A 20,553-nucleotide genomic window follows, 5' to 3' on the forward strand; every position below is an offset into this window, starting at 1 on the left:
CTTGGTAAGTTTGATTTTATAGTTTTTGCAATAAAAGCCTTAGAATCGTACGAAACTGAAAGCTAACAAAAAAAACTGCGACTCCGTAAAAGGAAAACGTCAGCCACCGATTCCTCAAGCGATTTATATATGTTAAGATGATTTGATAGCCGGCCAGCATAGCAAAAGAAAAGAGAACATGATACAATGTAAGTACTCTGGGTGTGATAAAAAAAAACAAATAAAAACATGTTAACCCAATACCTAATGCGATGAATCTTCGATATATTGAATTCCAAAACATCACACCAGCTATCAAAAAGCAACACCCTATCCACGAATAGGTAGAAATCAAATAGTAAAAAAAACGCTCTGTATTATGTGGCAGACGCTCGAGTATTTTACTACCAAAACTAGCCATATACTCCGTTGCCCCCCCCGCCTCTTCAGCATTATCCCATACTCGATGTATGACGTCATATCGCGCATTATCGTTTGTTGGATTTTGGTAAGGACTGTTCAATTCGCCAAGGACAAGATTGACATATGTTTTACCGCTTAGTTGCCAAGAGCCAGTCTGATTTTTAAGAAACAAACTATACGGCAAATAGAGAACTATAAAACATAATACAGCAACCCATTTGACGTTTCGATTATTAAAAGCACTTAATGAAATCACTACAAGCCCCAACAGAATCCCTTCCGGTTTAGTTAAAGACAATATTCCCCATAACATGCCTAACATAATTCCCCAAGTAAGGCCCTTATTTTCTTTTCCTATAATAGATGCCCAAATTAGAGATAAAAACAAAAAAATCATCGGTAACTCTGCATAGCCTCTCCCAGCCTGAATCAAAAACTGAGAATTAAATACAAAGAACATTAACCCGACTGTACAGAGATGAGAGCAAAAACCCATCAACTGTAAAATTTTTTTCATCAAGATCGCGGATAAGACATACGAAGCAATTCCTATTCCCAGCAGTGTAGGCCATTCTACCAAAGTTAGAAAATAAAGAAGTCCTATAAAAATAGGATATCCTGGCGGCAAAACAATATCATAATTATCGTTTAATACGATTCCTTTTCCACTAAACAAGCCGCGAGAAATATTAAAATACTCCCATGGGTCATTGAAGGCCATTAAATCATACGGATTACTAATATACCATGCCGTTGAAGCTAAAAGCATCAATATCAAAATATCTGCATGATTTTGGATGTAAATAAGAAAACTCTTCTGCCTGTTTCGAAGTTGGAGAGCTTTTATTCTTGTATTTTTACCCATTATCGTTTTGTAGCAATAAATATCATATTTTGACTGAATGGGTTATAGGAAAACATTTTGAAAATAACCTCAATTACTCGAAATATCATACTGGAAACAATATCAGGGATAACTTTAGGTAAGTAAACCAGGCCATCATTCATTATTATTCGATCAACATTAAATCCTTGTTTTTCGAGAGCGGCTACAATTTCCTTTCTTGAATAATATCTCGCAGAAGATTTTTTTTTTCTTTTCAAATATCGTGTGATATATTTTCTACCGCCATATTTATTAGGAGTCAGAATCAACAAATGCCCGTTTTTTTTTAGAATGCGATGACATTCTTTGAGAACATTTTCTACATCAACATATTCTAACAAACCGACAGAATAAATCACCTCTAATGATTCGTTTTCAATCCCTGTTTTTTGTGCATCTCCGAGAATGAAGTCAGCTTTTGGATAACGTCTTTTCGCCACATTCAACATATTTTGCGAAACCTCTAAACCTAATACTCTATTGGCCGATTCCAAAGCAAAACCTAAATAAGCTCCTGAACCACATCCCAAATCCAATACATTTCGTTTATCACAAAACGAACGAATATGTTCTACGAGAATTGGATGCCAGTGGTCGTACAGATATTTCTCGAACACATTACGGTTTTTTCGGTTTTCGTATTGATCTACCGAAATAGTATCATAATAAAGTTTATCATTCATTAGAGTTCTTTTTTTTAAATGGTAGTTTTCTGAGAATCTTATTCAAAATCATTCGATCATCTTGAGTTAGTCCCAATAGAATTAAAACGCTAACGTATAGGACGGCGAACATGATTATATGGATTAAAAAAGTGAGATCATAAAAGGGTAATTGATACCAGCTCGAAAAAGCGACAATGATAAAAGCCGAAATTAACGTTGCAACAAAAGGTTTTAATAATAAAAAATCAAATGGATGTATTTTTAGTATATACAACGTTTCGACAGTCGTGAGTATTGTCAAAAACGCTATTGAAAAAAAATTTCCGATCGCTGCGCCATACATCCCATAGTTTTGAATTAAAATAGGCATTAGAACTAAGTTGATGACGGCCATTACTATGGAGTTAATAACATTAATGCGCACACGCCCTGTCATAAGTATGACATTTCCTGATAGACCCAAAAAATCATGAATCAAATTTCCAATACTCAAAATGGCCACTAACTCAAAGCCAGCTGTAAATTCTTTACCAAAGACCCCGAGAATGTCTTTACTAAAAAGTATGATAATCAAGCATATAGGTAAACTAAGCGTAACACTCCACTTAGTTGCAGTTTTATATAATTGGTTTAGCTCTTGTATTTTGCCAGCAGTATACAACTCTGCCGCCATTGGACCAAAAACTGAGGAAATCGAGTAATGTGGTAGGTAAATTAATGGTTGTAGACGCAGAGCTAGTGTGTATATCCCAATCTCCGGTAATGTAGCGTAATATCCCAGAAAAAGAATATCAAGTTGGTAGGTGTATTTACTTAAAAGCGAATTAGCGAAGAGCGCCGAAGAAAACTTTATCATTTTCTTCTTTTCTATTTCAACGGGTATTGATCTATCCCTGAGCTCAGGAACTATCCGAAAAAGATAAAATGCCGAAACAGTAAGCACGACAATATCTTGAATAATATTCGAACCAAGTGCTGCGTAGAGGTTAAAATCCAACAACAATAAAGATACAAGACTTATAATTTTGGCAGCTGGACCTAACACATCATTTGCCAAAACTTTGTATTGAACAAACTGATATCCCACTAGTGATGATAGAAATGCCTGATATAATGCTGTCAGTAATATTGAGACAGCGTAAAATTGAAACGCTTTTGTAACAAAATTTGAGAAATATTCTTCCGAAACAGTCTCAGGTCTATGGATAAATAAATCGCAAAATACATCAGGGAAGAATAGAATAAAACATGCTGCCATCGCACTCATCACTACAGAGACGCGGATGGTCGTAAATACAGACCCTTTAATTAATGATTTTGACCCTATGGCTTTGTAAGTGGGTATAAATCGTAAATTCATTCCATTAAAACCAAAGCTGGATAAATTAGCAAGCATGGATCCCCACGACTGAACTAATGAAAATATTCCATATAACTCTGCTCCTAGAAAGCGAGTTGTAATGACACTTGTAATAGGTGCCCAAATTAGACCGAAAACACTTCCAATACCAGAAATAGCAAAGTTTTTGGCTAATTTAGTTATATTTTTTTGTCGAGCGTCGCCCAAAGAACCTCATCTTAAGGATTCACCAATGGTAGGTGAGAAAATTAAATAAAGAAAGTAGCGATAGACCACTATGTCGACCGAAAATAATCGACAAATCGCTCTATTCCGATATTAATACTAACCGATGGTTTATACCCTATTAACCTTTTAGCTTTACTTATATCCGCATATGTTTTCTGTACATCCCCCGGCTGATTGGGCATCCACCGAATTTGAGCTTTTTTTCCTAGTGCTTTTTCTATCGTATTGACCAGGTCTATGAGAGAAATCGTTTGCGATTCGCCGAGATTTAATATTTCATATCCGCGAAGACCGTCAATGCATTGCATTATCCCATGAACAATATCATCCACATACGTATAATCGCGAAACGTCTGTCCATCACCAAATAAAGTGATCGGTTTGCCTTCATCTATCAAACGGGTAAACAAATGAATCGCCATCTCAGGCCTTTGGCGAGGGCCATACACCGTAAAAAATCGTAAGCAAAACGCATCGATCCCAAATAAATGATGATAGGTATAAGCCAAAACTTCACATGCCTTTTTGGTCGCGGCATATGGTGATATGGCATGATCTACATTGTCTGTCTCATGGTAAGGAACTTTTTCATTATTACCATACACGGATGAAGAGGACGCGAGTAGGAGTTTCTTTACATTGTGGGCTCGCATCGCTTCCAAAATATTCATCGTACCCTCAACATTGACCTTCTGATAAATTTTGGGATCTTGGATGGAGGGACGCACCCCGGCACGTGCCGCCAAATGAATTACCAAATCAAGCTTCGATTCGGAAAAAATACGACTCATCAAATCAGCGTCTAGAATATCACCACGTAACAACCGAAAACCGGGACTTTGAATAGCGTTAGTAAGATTTTTTTCTTTAATCGCAGGATCATAAAAATGATCAAAATTATCCAAACCGACGACTTCGTGGCCCGCTTTCAAAAGTGCATCCGTAACATGCGAACCGATAAAACCCGCACATCCGGTCACTAATATTTTACTCATGCTTTTACACCTTCTTCGCTCGTGCTGATACGTTGTGACTTGGAAAGATAATACCCGTCGTATGCATATTTATAATAATTCTTCCGCTCATCTGCGTAATCATTCATCACGATACCGATGATGTTGGCACGAACACCTTTTAAATTGTGAATAGCATTTTGGAGTTGCGACTTCGGCGTTACGGCATGTTTGACCACCATAAGCACCGCGTCAACTTTAGAAGCCAGAATAACTGAATCCGTCAACAACATTACAGGCGCGGTATCGTATACGACGATATCAAACTTTTTCTCTAATTCGTTCATCATAAAATTCATACGCAAGCTGGAGAAAATTTCTGAATGATCTTTAGCGTCTCTACCGACGGTAAGTGAATGAAGGTTGTTAATCGATGTTTTTTGAAGTGCCGTATCTAAATCCGTTTGGCCTAAAATAATATCAGTAAGACCCGGTTGCTCCTGTATATCAAATAACATATGATGCTTGGCCTTACGTAGATCCGTATCCACTATACACACACGATGTCCCATATCCGCAAACGAAATAGCCAAATTGACCGCCGTTGTTGTTTTACCTTCTCCAGGACCCGCACTCGCCACAAGCAACGAGCGAATCGGCGAATCAATATTGGCAAACTGAATATTTGTACGCAACGAACGGTAACGCTCCGATACAAACGAACGCGGATTAAACTGTGAAATCATCGCTTTCCGACGAATTTCATTCTTATCTTCTTCCTCATCTTTGGTTTTGATTTTATTGATTTTTTTCCGCAAACCCTGTACAGCATTATCTTCATCGCCTACATTGATCGGAGGTATACGTCCGACAACAGCGATCGATGTAACCGAACTGATCGCTGCAATCGATTTGATTCGATTATCCATAAATTCTAACCCCACCGCAATGGCAATACCTATAATTAAACCCAGCACGGTTCCGACGAAAATATTGGTAAACACTTTATTATAGATCGCTATCGGTTCCTTGGCGGGATCAATAATTTTCAGGCTCCCTGTACTACCGTAATACTGAATCGACAAACTTTCTTTTTGTTTTATCAGTGAACTCAAACGTTCTTCGTAAACTTGTTTCAACCGCAATAGTCGGGAAATATCAATCGCATCTTGCAACAGATTAGGGTTTTTCTTTTCGAAGTTAGTCAAAAGCCCGCTAAACAACCGTGCCTGACCTTTGAGTAAAAAAAGCTCAATCTCTTCCGTATTTTTTTTATCCCATATCGTCTTCCACACCTGGCTCATATCACCACTAACCGTATTGTCCGAACCGGTTTTAACGGACGACAGCAGCGTGTAATACTGACTACGCAGGTCAGCGATTTGACGATCTATCCGCTGTACCTCGGGATTTTCTACAGCATCCGAACCAAGCTTTTCATATAAAACCGCTTTTTGCGATGTCAACTGTTCGATCTGTAACTTGATTTGTTTTTCTTCTGAGGATTCGGCTGCCGCATAAGAGGACGAACCCGTAAGACGCCGTTGGATCGAATCTAATTGTGAGTTGAGAGCGTTAATATTAGAACTGCGGATTTGTATTTGCGTTTCAAATTCCGCTAATTTTTCCTTCATGAGAAGCACTTTAGCCAGAGGGCCTTCCGATTGTTTGATATTAACGTCCGTCTTTTTCTGTAGGGCCTGAAGCTCCACTTCCGTTTTTTCAAGATTATTTCTAGTCACTTCCACTTGTTCGTCAATGAATTCAATACTCCGCTGAAGCCCTTCCCGATCCAGCTCCGTCACGCGCGATTTCAAAACGTCCGTCGTCACTTCAATCATTTTTTTAACCAAAAACGAATCATAGTTCACCGCCGATATTTCGATGAACTGCTCTACTTCTTTATATGGCTTGAGTGTAACCTGAGATGAGGATACGCTTTTAAGCGCCGTGACCGTTTCAGCATCATTACGTTCGCTCAACACGACACGTTCGAGTTCCTTACGAAACCGCTGATTAAAAAGATCCGTTGTTATGATAACTTCATAATAACCGAAATCCTGCGATCCTAAGGCTATTTTTTGCTGTTGAGGAACATTAGCAAAAGCCAGATTGGATAACCCGTTATCAAAAAACAACAGTGCCGAAGAACGATATAAGGTCGGTTTACTCAACGAGTAATACGAAACTATACCGGAGAACACGATGAAAACTGTAAGTACAATCCACTTGTGCATCAATACAGTTTGCAGGATCGCGCGCGCGTCAATCCCTTGTTTATCATCGTTTAAGTCACTCATAGATATCCTGTACTTTCTATGTGGTATTACAATAAACCAGCTTGTTTGGAAAGGAAAATCAAGGTTAAGATCGTCGCCGCGTAACTCAACACTTGAAATATCGTTTTCAGCGTAAACTTTTTCGCCGGCACAAATACAATATCGCCGGGTTGCACGAGCGGAACCGAACCACCTTTGGCCTTGAGAACCGCTTCTACATCGACGATTTCTTCCGTTTGCGCGACGCCGATACGACGTATCAATTTGACAGTGCGAATCGAAGCATCATCTTTGGGACCGCCTGCCAAAAAAATCACATCCACCAGATTCGCACCGGGAAATAATTCGTAATTACCGGGTTTTCCCACAGCACCGAGTACATTAGCATATACTGCACCATAAATAGACGGAACAAAAATAACATCACCGTCACGCAAAGCAGGCAGTTTCCTGATATCGCCGGTTTCTACTATGATGGAAACCATGGGCACTTCAATTTCTTCACGCAAACTTGTTTCGGGGTTGATACGAATAAGTTTCGTTCGATCCAAATCACTGCGCACAGTCGCGCCGCCCGCCGTCGCAATAGCACCTTGAATAGTGTGGTTACGGGGAATTTTATGCGAACCCGGCTGAACGACTGAACCGAGAACAATCACTTCGATCATTTCATCTTTAGCATAGGCCACGATCACTTCGGCGCGCCCGCCGATATATTGCGAAAGTCGGGCCGATAAGATATTCGTCAATTGTTCGACGCTCATACCGTCCACTTTGATATCCTTCATGAAAGGATATTTGATGGTACCATCGGCTTCGACTTTGATTTGTTTAGGTAATTCGTCATGGCCGTAGACCACGACATCCAGAATATCACCCGGTCTGATTTTGCGATCAGCACGTATTTGCGATAAAGCATCCGTTTTGAGCGAATCTTTTGTTTGTGCGTAAAGCTGGCTCGCACTACTGCTCATGGAAATTACCATCAGCAATCCGGTGACAAACATTTTCAAAAAATTATTTTTCTTCATGTACATTCGATAACGCCTCTTTGAGACTAAAATTAGTTTTAATCCAATATCCGACACCAATAACTATCTGCGCGGCATAATTGAAAGCATGTATGACGATGGCAAATCCAAGCGCAACCTCCCGATCTACACGAAACATCATAAGACTCTGCTTGACGACTTCATGAAATGTACCCACATAACCCGGTGCCGCCGGAATCATCACAGCAAACGAAGAAAAAGTCATCACGATGGTCGCATCAATAAGGTCCAGCATCGCCAGTTCAGGGGCATTGCATGCTTTGAACATAATCCATATTGAGAAGGTATAAACAGCCCAGATCAAAAAACTCAGCACAGCAATGACTACGGTTGTACCCAAAGCATGCGTAAATGTAATTCCCGACACAAAAGATCGTAAAAGACGATCTACGCGTTGCTTGAGACTATCCGGAAAAACTGAAATCATGGATTGCACCAAGCGGCATGTGGCTTCCGTATTTTTTACAAGCAGAATCATGAAAATAATAGCTGCTAAATCTATAGCACCGACAACAATGCCGGCCGTTTTGATCCATTCCGGAAAAGGAAAGATAATTACCAGTACACCAAAAACCGTCAACAACGAAATCACATCAATGACACGTTCCACCACCACCGTTGCCATCGAGGCCGTAAAGGAAATCTGATGTTCTTTTTTTAGAATATAACCTCGCGCTATTTCTCCAAGACGGAACGGCAAAATGTTGTTGATCATAAATCCGATACTGACATTTGAAAACAGACTAAGCGTCGGCACGTCTTTTAAAGGAGCCAATAAAAACTTCCATCGCCAGGCACGAAGCCATAAGCTAAATTGATTGATGATCACTGAAAAAATCACAAGCGTCAGACTGATCGAAGTTAATGAGGAACCCAGTTGTGTCCAATCTATACCGCGTGTCGCAAGCCATACAAAAAAAACACTAACCAAAACATTAAGCAGAAGAAATAGTATTTTTTTCAAGTTACACTCCGGTCATCGCAAATCAATCACATCCATACCGGTTTCCGGCGTGAATGTAAAAAGATTCATATTCATCGGCTGATCTATTTCGACGTGGGTAAACTCGTATGTAACTTGATTACCCTCCAAATCAGCGTATTCTATTTTTTGGGTGATCCACGTATCGGAAGGCACCCAGATCTTCATGCTTTGCACAAAATCATCACGGTCCCGCGGATCAAGCTTGAGCACATAAACCAATCGGCCGTTGATCGTTTCCGTTTTGATGACTTCGGCAATAAATTTTTCCAAATAATCATACAAAAAATATTTGGGCATAAACAGGCTACGGCTGTTCTTTTTCAGTTTATCAATAATCACCTGATTATTGACTTCCGAATATTGCCACACCGACTCCCCGTTGGTGATATTGAGTTGTTGACCCAGCTCATAGCGAATATTGTTTTCCTTTTTGAAGAACAATTTACCCTGAGCACTCTGACTTTTTCCGGTCAGTTTCCATTTGAAACGGTAATCAAACGAAAACGAAAAACTGTCCGTTTTTTTATACTTGTTTTGCACTTTACGGATGACCGACTGTGCGTCTTCCGGTTTACCTTGGGCCCAAACACCGGAAAGAGCTATCAAACTTACGATCAAATACTTCAAACGATAAACTCCATTCTTTGGAAAATGGTTATACAATAAACATAATCAAACGAACACTAATTCATATACATCGCCATCTGATCTTCGGTAATAAGCACCTGGCGCGGTTTGGCTCCATCAGGTGCGCTTACGATACCCGCACGTTCCAGTTGATCAATAAGCCTTGCCGCACGGGCGTAGCCGACAGATAGACGGCGCTGCAAAAGCGAAGCTGAACCTTGATTGTGTTTGACGACGATCTCCATCGCCTGATTAAAAAGTTCATCAAATCCCGACGAATCCACCTCACCGCCTTCGTTCTCTTCACGCGGTTCTTCTTTCACCATAAAATCACGACGCGGGAATGCCTGCATGCGGTTTATAAAATCAACGATGGTTTCCGTTTCCTGCGTCGAAGTAAACGCGTTTTGGATACGTATCGGCACTTGCCCCGGCGGCATAAAAAGCATGTCGCCTTTGCCGAGTAACTGCTCCGCGCCGCCCATGTCCAGGATGGTTCGCGAATCAATCTTGGAACGCACTGCGTATGCTATACGCGCCGGAAAATTGGCTTTGATCAAGCCGGTCAAAACATCTACCGAAGGACGTTGTGTGGCGACAATCAGGTGAATACCGACAGCACGCGCCATCTGTGCAAGGCGCGTTATGGATGTTTCTATTTCGCGCGGCGCCGTCATCATGAGATCGGCAAGCTCATCAATGATCGCAACGATGTATTCCAATTTGTAATGCTGATATTTGCCATCGTGCGGCATCCGACCTTCTTTCCAACGCTTATTATAATCTTCCAAATTACGCACATTGGCCTCCGCCAATTTTTCATAACGCTCTTCCATTTCTTCGACAAGCGCTTTGAGAATAAGCTTCGCGTTTTCCGGTTTTGTGATGACGTCTTCAATTACTTCACCGCGATGATTGCGCAGGGAAATCAAATGATGATTTTTTAACCTGCGATATAACGCCAATTCGACCTTCTTGGGATCCACCATGATAAACTTCACTTCCGACGGATCGAACTGATACAGAAGACTGGTGATGATCGAATTGATACCTACCGATTTACCGGCACCCGTCGTACCGGCGATCAGCAAGTGTGGCATTTTGGCGAGATCTTCGAAATGAATATGACCGTCTATCGTTTTCCCCAATGCCAAACCCAGTTTGTATTTGTTTTTCGCATCGCGAAATGACGGATCTTCAAAAAGACTGCGAATCATCACAGGCTCGGCTTTGAGTTTTGGTATCTCGACTTGTATCGTGCCTTTGCTGGTAACCGGTACCATACGCACGGATTTGACTTTGAGGGACAGTGCAAGTTCGTCTTCTAAGCCCGTGATTTTGGAAATTTTTAATCCCGACGGTAATTCCAGTTGATAAATAGCTACCACCGGTCCACCGTATTCCGTAGCCACCACTTTGGTTGCAATGCCAAACTCAGCCAGCTTGGCGATGATCTGTTCAACTTTTGTATTAAGGTAGCCGATTTCTTCCGGAGTTAATTTTTCAAGTGACTGCGTAGGCTCCAGCAAATCAATAGAAGGAAACTTATATTTTTTTCGCGCTTGTGAATTTTCTTTATCAAAATCAATCGCGGGTTCGGGTTTCGGCGCTTCCTTTTTTACGGCTTTGACCGACGCCGCCAAAGCCTCCGCTTCTTGTGCTGTTTCGGGAAGAGTCACTTCCGGTTGCGGCTCTTCCTGCGTTACGGGATTAACATCGTTCGATGATAGTTGTGATGCATCCGTACTGTCCGACACGATCGTATGAATATCTTCTTTTGGCGCTTCTTGGGTTTCGACAATATCTTCGATTTTTACCGTTTGTGTTTTCGGTTTACGCGCCGGCTTCATATCAAGACGCGTTTTTGCACGTTCAAGCTCGGCTGTTTCTTCTTTGACCCATTCTTTCTCCCACTCAATATGTTGATGCTCCGCATCAAACATACTGCGGGCAAGGTCTTTGAAGTCGGCATCCGCCATATCAAGATCGGCATCTTCCGGTCTTATCGTCAAATCTTTTGCTGGTTCGACCACACGCGGTTTCGGGCTCTCAGTAACAGGTGTATTTGCGGGCGCCGTCGTTTCTTCCTGAGGCAAATCCTGATGGGAATCGGTATGACCTGCGGATGCTGAAAGTTCTTCCAGCTTGGTGCGATTAATCGAGAATTTTTTATCAATATGTCCGATCGCTTTGAGATCTCGGACAAACTGCGTATCCATCCCTAAATCTGTTCCCGTGATTGCATCGCGTTTAGGCTCCTCTGCTTTAGCCTGCACGGCGACCAATTCTTCCGGTGCTTTTTCTTCCTTGATCGCCGGGGCAATCGTCGTACTTTGTTTCGTTGTGACCTGAGGAATTTCTGTTTTTACCGGTTCGTTAACTTTTTCAGTTTTTGCAGACGTCGGGGATACTGACGTTTTAATGGTTTTTTTCTGCAAGTACTCAGGGATTAGCGGTTTTTCAGCAGCATCTTCACTGACATTGTCAGGCTCATCCTCAGAAACTTCACTCTCTTTTTCCAACAACTCCTGCTGACGGGATTTGAATTTGGAAATCGTGCCGGTCGTCGTGCGATACGATGTGAAAAGAATATTTTTGATCGCAGGGATAAGATCGGCGATACTCACGCGGGTAACCATCGTAATCCAGATGAGCGAAAAAACAACCCAGATCGTCACGCTGCCAAAGCCGCCAAGCCACGTGTACAGCTGATGCGCGAGCATACCGCCCAACATGCCGCTCGCATTCCAGTTTTCGGAATGATCCAACGCACCCGGTATCGCCAGCCACGTTGAAACAATCAACATCAGCGTGAGGATATAAAACGCAAACTGATTGACGAGAAAAATGCTTTTGTGCGTAAAGAAGAGCCAACCATATACCAAAAATAAAATCGGTACTGCAACAAAGGGGTAACCGAAGGTATAACCTACCAAATAATGAGATAACATCGCACCGACCGGACCGAGCAGGTTTTGCAATTGCCCAGCCCTCCAAAGCTCCATGATCGTGCCGGGTTGTTCATTAGCAACATGCGTCACAACCGACAAAATAGACAATAAACTCACGGTCATCAGCAGCAAACCAAAGATTTCTTCTTTGAGTTTGATGCCAAGATTGAGTTTCAGCCCCTTTGGCGGCTGCGGCTTTTGAGGTATCTTACCTTTCGGCGATTCGGCCGCTTTGGGTTTGGGATTATTTTTTTTCTTTGACGCCATTCAAATGTTATTAGAATTCATATTTAACCAAGACGCCTTGTCTCTAGAAATCCGAACTGGGATCCCCGTTATAAAACGGCGTCGGCGATACTTTAGCGTTAAGCTCACGGCCGCGTGCATTGATCTTGAGCATCGTACCGTCTTTTGCCAATGCCGTCTCTACGTACCCCACGGCAATCGCACGTTGTAAACTCGGCGAAAATGTACCGCTAGTCACTACGCCGACTTTTCGTCCGTCCGACATGATGTCGTAACCGTGACGCGCCGGTATTTTTCCTTCGACTTCAAGACCGACTAATTTCCTCTTAACGCCATCGGCTTTTATTTTTTGTAATGCTTCGCGCCCGATAAACTCGCCTTTATTCAGTTTGGTGATCCAGCCGAGCGAAGCCTCAAGCGGGTTTGTCGTTTCATCAATATCGTTGCCATACAAGCGGTAATTCATCTCCAAACGCAGCGTATCCCGCGCACCAAGACCGGCTAAACCGATATTGTATTTTTCACCGGCTTTCATCACCGCATTCCATATCTGATCGGCAAACTTCGTATTGAAATACAGTTCAAAACCTTTCTCTCCGGTATATCCGGTACGTGAAATTGTCATCGGCACGCCGTCCACTTCGCCCTCGCGGAACCAATAAAATTTGATGTCCGACAGATTGGTTTTTGTCAGCGACTGTACGACTTCTTTTGCGTGGGGTCCCTGAATCGCAAGCAACGCAATATCGTCGCTGATATTTTCCAATTGGAGATGAGAAGGGCAATGCGATTTTACCCAATTAAAATCTTTTTCCATATTGGATGCGTTGACGACAAGCATAAATTTTTTATCGTTGTATTTGTACACGATCAGATCGTCCACAATACCGCCGTCGGGTTTGCACATCGCGGAATACTGTGCCTGCGTATCGGCCATTTTAGAAACATCATTGACCGTAATTTTTTGTACAAAATCTGCCGCGCCTTCGCCGGTTACCATAAATTCGGCCATGTGTGACACATCAAATACACCGACGGCTGTCCGGACGCGTTGATGTTCGACGATATCGCCGTCATAACGAATCGGCATATAATAGCCTGCAAAATCGGCCATTTTAGCACCGGCTGCGATATGTTTATCGTAGAACGGTGTTTTTTGGGGGTTAGTTGAAGTACTCAAAATATGTTCTCCAAATTCTTTACTACTTAAAAATGACTTATTTACTATATCAGTCAGTTCACAAAAGACAATCTACTTTCAATTTTCTTACAATTTCTTCATCGCTTTATCAATTCGTTCCAGTGCCAATTTGATATTATCGAGCGAATTGGCATAAGAAAACCGGAGATACCCTTCACCGAAACTGCCGAATGCTGTCCCGGATAAAGCTGCGACACCGGCTTCATTGAGCAGATAATCCGCGAGTTTACGCGAATCCAAACCGGTTTTGATGATATTGGGAAATACATAAAACGCACCCAACGGTTTTTTGCAGGAAAAACCCTTGATCGCATTGAGTCCGTCCACGATAAAATCGCGGCGTTTTTCAAATTCGGTGACCATCGCATTCACGCTGTCTTGCGGCCCCTGCAACGCTTCGATGCATGCTTTTTGTACAAAACTATTCGTACACGAATTACTGTTGGTTTGCAGTTTGGAAACCATTGCTGCGAGATCTTTGGGCATCACACCAAAACCGGCGCGCCATCCGGTCATGGCATACGTTTTGGAAAATCCGTCCAAAATAATCGTGCGTTCTTTCATGCCCGGAAGACTGGCTATGGAATAATGTTCGTACCCGTACATGATGCGTGAATAAATTTCATCGGACATCACGTAACAATTATATTGTTTGACGATCGCCGCTATATCTTCGATATCTTTTTTGCTAAACACCCCGCCGGTCGGATTGGCCGGCGAATTGATAATCACAAGTTTGGTTTTAGGCGAAATTTTTTCCTTCAGTTCGTTCACATCAAAGGTAAAATTTTTTTCTTCGCTGATGTGCAGCGGCACGGCTTTACCGCCGACAAAATTGATCATGGACTCATAAATCGGAAAACCGGGATTAGGATAAATCACTTCATCGCCCGGGTCAATCAAGGCCATGATGGGGAAAAATATGATCGGTTTACCGCCGGGCGTGACGACCACTTCGTCCGGATGGGCTTCGATATGACGGGTTTGGGAAACATAATCGGCAATCGCTTTGCGCAAATCGGGCAAACCGGGTGACGGCCCATAATGCGTCCATCCTTCACGTAGCGCTTTTATCGCCGCTTCGGAAATATTGGTCGGCGTGTCAAAATCCGGTTCGCCGATTTCCAAATGTACGATGTGTTTTCCTTGCGCCTCCAAAGCCTTGGCTTTTACGAGCACTTCAAAAGCCGTTTCGGTTCCCAAACGACTCATGGCCGAAGCCGGAGCAACTTTAAAATCTGACATGCCCAAAACTCTCCCGTGTTATTAAAGCTAAATCTCTAATAAAAAAGAATTTACCGTTTTTAAATGGTTTTATCAAGAAATTATTCCCTTGTGTCAAGGCAAAATAGAAATGTCCTAATATAGCAAAGTAGAAATGTCCTGTTAGAAAGCCGGGTATTTATCCGCTGTAACTGCGATCCAAACTTCGGTATTGGATTGCTTCGCTGACGTGTTCGGCGCGAATGGCCGGAGCATTGGCACAATCGGCAATCGTCCGCGCTACTTTAAGAATACGATCGTATGCCCGCGCAGATAACCCCAGTTTGGTAATCGCGAGTTTCATCAATTCCTGACTGCGTGCATCGATCGTACAAAATTCGCGAATGGCGCGCGACTCCATATCCGCATTACAGTACACAGGCTGGCCTTTTTTACGCAGAGATTCAAATCGTTTTAACTGAATTTGCCGCGCTTTTTTAACGCGTTCGCGGATCGCCGAGGAGGTTTCGCCGTGGCCTTCGGCAGAAAGTTCTTTATATTTTATCGCCGGACAGTCAATATGAATATCAATACGATCCAGAAGTGGCCCCGATATTTTGGCCATGTAGCGCTGGATCATACCCGGATTACAAGTACAGCGATTGCCGGGATCGGTGTGAAATCCGCACGGGCAAGGATTCATCGCGCAAGCGAGCATAAAATTAGCCGGGTACGTCAGCGACATTTCAGCGCGACTAATGGTAACATGCCCATCCTCCAAAGGTTGGCGCATGACCTCCAATACGTTTTTTTTAAATTCCGGTAATTCATCAAGAAAAAGTACGCCGTGATGCGCAAGACTGACTTCACCGGGTTTGGGAATATGTCCCCCGCCGATCAGTCCCGCGTCGGAGATCGTATGGTGCGGTGAACGAAAAGGACGCAGGGTAACCAGCGGCGTATTCTGCGGCAAAAAACCGGCGACAGAATGAATTTTGGTTGTTTCCAGCGCCTCATCCGGTGTCAGATCAGGCAGTATTGTCGGGATACGTTTGGCTAACATCGTTTTACCGCTTCCGGGCGGACCGATCATAATGATGTTATGGCCTCCGGCGGCCGCAATCTCCAGCGCTCGCTTGGCATGTTCCTGCCCTTTGACATCACGAAAGTCCACCGGCATAGCCGGAGCCTGATCAAAAAGTGCCGACATATCTACCTGGTGCGGTGCGATGTGTTTTTGTCCGTTGAGAAATTGAACAGCATCCGATAATGCGTTGACAGGTATAACTTCTAAACCTTCAGCCATGGCGGCTTCGGCGGCATTACCGGCCGGTACGATGATGCCTTTGATATGTTCGCGGCGGGCGCGAAGCGCAAGAGACAACACACCGTTGATGGGTCGCAAACTTCCATCCAAACTCAATTCACCGACGACCACGTATTCCTCCGTACGATGGGACTCGATCTGACCGTGCGCGGCCAAAATACCCACGGCGATCGGGAGATCAAACCCGGAACCTTCTTTCCGCAAATCCGCCGGTGCAAGATTGATCGTAATGCGTTTGATCGGAAATGTAAAACCGGAGTTTTTGATTGCCGCATTAACGCGCTCTTTGCTTTCGCGGACGGCATTATCCGGTAAACCGACCGTGATAAAACCGGGTACGGCGCCCTCCAGATGCGCTTCGACTTTGATGATAAAAGCATCAATACCAAATGTAGTCGCGGATAAAATCTGTGCTAACATAAACCCCCTTCATCGCAAATTTTTTTTAAAAAAATTAAATATGGATGCGGAAGGTTTTCTGTCAAAAAATGACAATAAAAAAACGGCTCCGGGATTTTTTAACCGAAAGCCGTTTAATGGGACGAATTGTATTTTTTAGTTTTTGATTACAGACGGTAAACGACCCGGCGTAAAAGGCGCGCCATAACGATCCATCTGCTGTTCTATGCGTTTGATCTCCGCATCAGTCTCCTGGAGTGCACGAAGTAATCCTTCAAATTGTGCAGCCGCCACGTCATACAAATGCTGAAATGTAGTTGTCGCATCCGATGTGGTAGTCCACAGATTACCGGTGATGATTTCGACGCGCCCCCGCAACGATGTCGGCGGCACACCTTCATACAGCGCACGCAATCCGTCACCATTCATTTGACGTTGAATACGTTTGAGTTTATCCTCTGCAGCGACCACAGCTGCATACGTTCCTTCGGGAAGCTTTGCCGTTTCGATCACGGCTTGTTTGAGCAACGGTATTTTCTCCACCATACTCTCACGGTAGGCATCCGCACTGCTGATAGCCCGGATCAGTTCGGCTACTTTTTTATTGAAGGCGTCTAATTTATTGCGATCCGCAACAGGTAAAGACGGTGTTAAAAGCGGTTTACAAATAAAGGATTGCGACACGCCGAGATCCGTCCATTGACCGGCTTCGTAGCGCGACACGGAAACCGTGTATTTTCCCGGAACCACCATATATCCCCGATCCGGATCATTCCAAGGTATGCTGTTATCAAATGGCGTCAGAGAAATCGGGGTAAATACATTGGTTCGAAAATCCCACACGATACGATTGACGCCTTTCTGAACGGAAGTTTTAATGCGTCGTACAGGTTGGCCCAATTCATCTTTGATCGTAAAAACAAAAAACGGTTCTTGCTCATCCGCTTCATTGCGCAGTGTTTGATACGAAGGCAGTTCGATGTCCTCGCCTTTTTTCTGTTTTTCTTTTTCGGTATCGCGGCGTTTTTTCTTCAGCGACTTGTAATCGTCCTTAACGTAATACGTAAATACGGCGCCTGTTTCCGGATTCGGCGTTGCAAAAAAACCGGCACCCTGAAAACCCGTTCCGGGAAAACCAAACGGATTGGAAGGAATAAACATGGATGCCTCTTTGATCGGCAGTATGGCAATATCTTTTTGTAACGTTTCTTTGGACAGGTGACGGAGCGGCGTATAATCGTCGAGAATATACATACCGCGACCAAACGTGGCGACGACCAAATCGTTTTCACGTTTTTGGATGGTCATGTCGGTGATCAATCCCGGAGGAATACCATTGTTAAACGCTACCCAGTCCTGACCTCCGGTATTGGAAACATACAGACCAAACATGGTACCCACGAATAACAAATTAGGATCCACGTGATCTTCTGCAAAAGAATAGGTAGAACCTCTCTTGGGAAGATTGCCGTTGAGTAACGTCCACGTCTTCCCGCCATCGCTTGTTTTGAGCAAGTACGGTTTATTATCGCCGTCACCAAAATTGTGGCAAGCGGCATACGCCACGCGTCTGTTATGCGACGATGCGACGATCGTATGAACGCGTGCAAACTCCGGTAACCCTCCCGTGGATGCGGGTTTATTCCACGTTTTACCGCCATCATCGGAATAATGAATCAATCCGTCGCCCGAACCGACGAAAAGAATATTGGGATCTATCGGCGATTCCGCGATGGCCGTAATATTGGCCAGCGAACCTTTAGAGGCCAGCTCATCATAACTCCAGCTCTTGCCCTGCATTTTGATTAATTTTTGCGGAACACCGCGCGTCAGATCGCCGCTCAGCAGTGTCCACGTATTGCCGCGATCGTCTGTTTTAAATAAACGATGACCGCCGAAATACAATCGTTTGGGATCGTGATGTGAAATCAATAACGCCGCATCCCAATCAAAACGATAACCCACATCGGCCGTATCAATGGGTTTGATAAAAAGTTGTTCACCCGTTTTTTTATCATAACGTACAAGCCCGCCATTTTGGGACTGCACATAAAGTATGTTTTCATCACTCCAGTCGGCTTGGGTTTCAAATCCGTCACCGCCTAAAGTAAACGTCCAATCTTGATTGGTCACTCCGGCCGATGAATTCGTTCTTGATGGTCCGAAGAAACTGTTATTGTCCTGCGTACCCGCATAGACATGATAAAACGGAAGCGCCTGATCTATCGAAACTTTATACACTTCGGCAATGGGCATATTGGCTTTAAAATCCCAGGTTTTACCTTGATCTAATGATTCGTACACTCCGCCGTCACTTCCTGCAATCAGGTGTTTGGTGTTTATAGGATTAATCCAAAGCGCATGATTATCTACGTGTTTGTATTTCTCGCCAAGTTTGGACCAAGTCGCACCGCCATCACGGCTGATCTGATTAAAAACATCCATGCTGTAAACGGTATTCTCATCCTTGGGATCGCAAAATAATTCCTGAAAATAAAACGCATACGTCGAAACATAACTGCTGCGTTTGACCCAGCTCGCACCGCGGTCGCTGCTGCGGTACACACCGCCTTTTTCTTTGGCTTGCACGATAGCATAAAGCACTTGAGGGTTGGAAGGCGCTATCGCCAGTCCGATTTTGCCCACATCTTCGGAAGGCAGTCCGGACATCACTTTTTGCCACGACACACCGGCGTCCGTGCTGCGATAGATCGCACTCTCCGGCCCGCCTTGAACGGTAGCGTATAGTTTTTTGAACCGTTGATGCGCCACGGCATATAAAACTGACGAATTATTCGGATCCATATGGATTTGCCAAAATCCCGTATAGTCGCTCACATGAAGTACACGTGTCCAGGTTTTACCGCCGTCGGTGGTTTTATAAACACCACGCTCACCACCGTCGTTACGAAACGGGCCATATGCCGCCGCATATACGGTATTGGAATTACGCGGGTCAATAACGATCCCGCCGATATGCTCTGAATTTTCGAGTCCCATATTTTTCCAACTTTTACCGCCGTCTTCGCTGCGATAAATACCGTCGCCAAAAATCACATTGGACTGTCCATTGCTTTCACCGGTGCCAACCCACACGATATTGGAATTGGACGGATCCATCACCACACAACCGATAGAGTACGATTTTTGCCCATCGAATACCGGCGCGAACGTCGTCCCGCCATTAGTGGTTTTCCACAATGACCCGTGACCCGAAGCAACAAAATATTCCGCCGGATTGGCAGGATTAACCGCAATATCTACGATGCGGCCGCCGGCAAAAGCCGGGCCGATACTGCGAAACTGCAGTCCCGATAATGAAATGTTCTTGAGCGAATCCGCTTTGGTTTGCGCTTCCAACGCAAAACTCATGCAGCATGACACAATCAGAATAATACGCGTGATATGATTCATAAAAAAATCCTCATGCGATGGGTTAAATAATAATGATTACTTGATATGACAAATCAATAAAGCAATGAAACCGAGATACCAAAAAAGAAAGGACATAGGCATGTCATATTACGAAAAACACAGCCTATAGTTTCAGTTCGATGCCGGTTTATTGGTAAAATAAGTCTATGAATTTTTCGTATGAGAATAAAGGTTATTACCATGAACGCTTTAATACGAATAATCCGTCCGACGATGTGGAAAGCCGCCAACCTGAGAATACATGGTAAAGGAAAAAATAACTATCTCGGCAAGGTAATAATGTCCTAATATAGCAAAGTAGAAATGTCGTGTTAGAAAGCCGTATTATTGTCTCCTAGTGAAGGAGGCAAGTAT

At 43.5% G+C, this 20,553-nt stretch carries 13 protein-coding genes; all 13 read right to left on the minus strand.

Annotated features, from left to right (window positions below):
• Positions 1-16: 16 nt before the first annotated feature.
• Positions 17-1,267, minus strand: a complete 1,251-nt coding sequence (locus HUU58_10785) for a hypothetical protein (GenBank protein NUN46156.1) — start codon at positions 1,265-1,267, stop codon at positions 17-19.
• The gene (locus HUU58_10790; GenBank protein ID NUN46157.1) at positions 1,267-1,971 is read right to left on the minus strand and encodes a class I SAM-dependent methyltransferase; all 705 of its coding nucleotides are present in this window, start codon (positions 1,969-1,971) and stop codon (positions 1,267-1,269) included. Before HUU58_10790 ends, HUU58_10785 begins: the two co-directional genes overlap by 1 nt.
• A complete protein-coding gene (locus HUU58_10795) occupies positions 1,964-3,520 on the minus strand; it encodes an oligosaccharide flippase family protein (GenBank protein ID NUN46158.1) in 1,557 nt (518 codons plus the stop codon). The genes HUU58_10790 and HUU58_10795 overlap by 8 nt, the downstream gene beginning before the upstream one ends.
• Before the next feature lie 68 nt (positions 3,521-3,588).
• Positions 3,589-4,536: a GDP-mannose 4,6-dehydratase gene (locus tag HUU58_10800; GenBank protein ID NUN46159.1), complete on the minus strand. Its 948-nt coding sequence runs from the start codon at positions 4,534-4,536 to the stop codon at positions 3,589-3,591.
• Complete coding sequence (locus HUU58_10805) at positions 4,533-6,794, minus strand: polysaccharide biosynthesis tyrosine autokinase (protein NUN46160.1); 2,262 nt, start codon at positions 6,792-6,794, stop codon at positions 4,533-4,535. Before HUU58_10805 ends, HUU58_10800 begins: the two co-directional genes overlap by 4 nt.
• Positions 6,795-6,820: 26 nt before the next feature.
• Positions 6,821-7,804: an SLBB domain-containing protein gene (locus tag HUU58_10810; protein NUN46161.1), complete on the minus strand. Its 984-nt coding sequence runs from the start codon at positions 7,802-7,804 to the stop codon at positions 6,821-6,823.
• On the minus strand, positions 7,791-8,789 hold the full coding sequence (locus HUU58_10815; protein ID NUN46162.1) for a flippase-like domain-containing protein: 999 nt from the start codon (positions 8,787-8,789) through the stop codon (positions 7,791-7,793). Before HUU58_10815 ends, HUU58_10810 begins: the two co-directional genes overlap by 14 nt.
• Positions 8,790-8,801: 12 nt before the next feature.
• The gene (locus HUU58_10820) at positions 8,802-9,437 is read right to left on the minus strand and encodes an outer membrane lipoprotein carrier protein LolA (GenBank protein ID NUN46163.1); all 636 of its coding nucleotides are present in this window, start codon (positions 9,435-9,437) and stop codon (positions 8,802-8,804) included.
• 56 nt (positions 9,438-9,493) lie between these two features.
• The gene (locus tag HUU58_10825) at positions 9,494-12,655 is read right to left on the minus strand and encodes a DNA translocase FtsK (GenBank protein ID NUN46164.1); all 3,162 of its coding nucleotides are present in this window, start codon (positions 12,653-12,655) and stop codon (positions 9,494-9,496) included.
• A gap of 43 nt (positions 12,656-12,698) precedes the next feature.
• On the minus strand, positions 12,699-13,814 hold the full coding sequence (gene gcvT, locus HUU58_10830) for a glycine cleavage system aminomethyltransferase GcvT (protein NUN46165.1): 1,116 nt from the start codon (positions 13,812-13,814) through the stop codon (positions 12,699-12,701).
• An 87-nt stretch (positions 13,815-13,901) separates the two neighbouring features.
• Positions 13,902-15,047, minus strand: a complete 1,146-nt coding sequence (locus HUU58_10835; GenBank protein ID NUN46166.1) for a pyridoxal phosphate-dependent aminotransferase — start codon at positions 15,045-15,047, stop codon at positions 13,902-13,904.
• A gap of 190 nt (positions 15,048-15,237) precedes the next feature.
• On the minus strand, positions 15,238-16,785 hold the full coding sequence (locus tag HUU58_10840; protein NUN46167.1) for a YifB family Mg chelatase-like AAA ATPase: 1,548 nt from the start codon (positions 16,783-16,785) through the stop codon (positions 15,238-15,240).
• Between the two features lie 135 nt (positions 16,786-16,920).
• Entirely contained in the window at positions 16,921-20,178 is a 3,258-nt protein-coding gene (locus HUU58_10845) for a glycosyl hydrolase (GenBank protein NUN46168.1), read from the minus strand.
• Between the last annotated feature and the right edge of the window lie 375 nt (positions 20,179-20,553).

It is taken from the genome of bacterium (assembly GCA_013360215.1).
GTDB lineage: Bacteria > CLD3 > CLD3 > SB21 > SB21 > JABWCP01.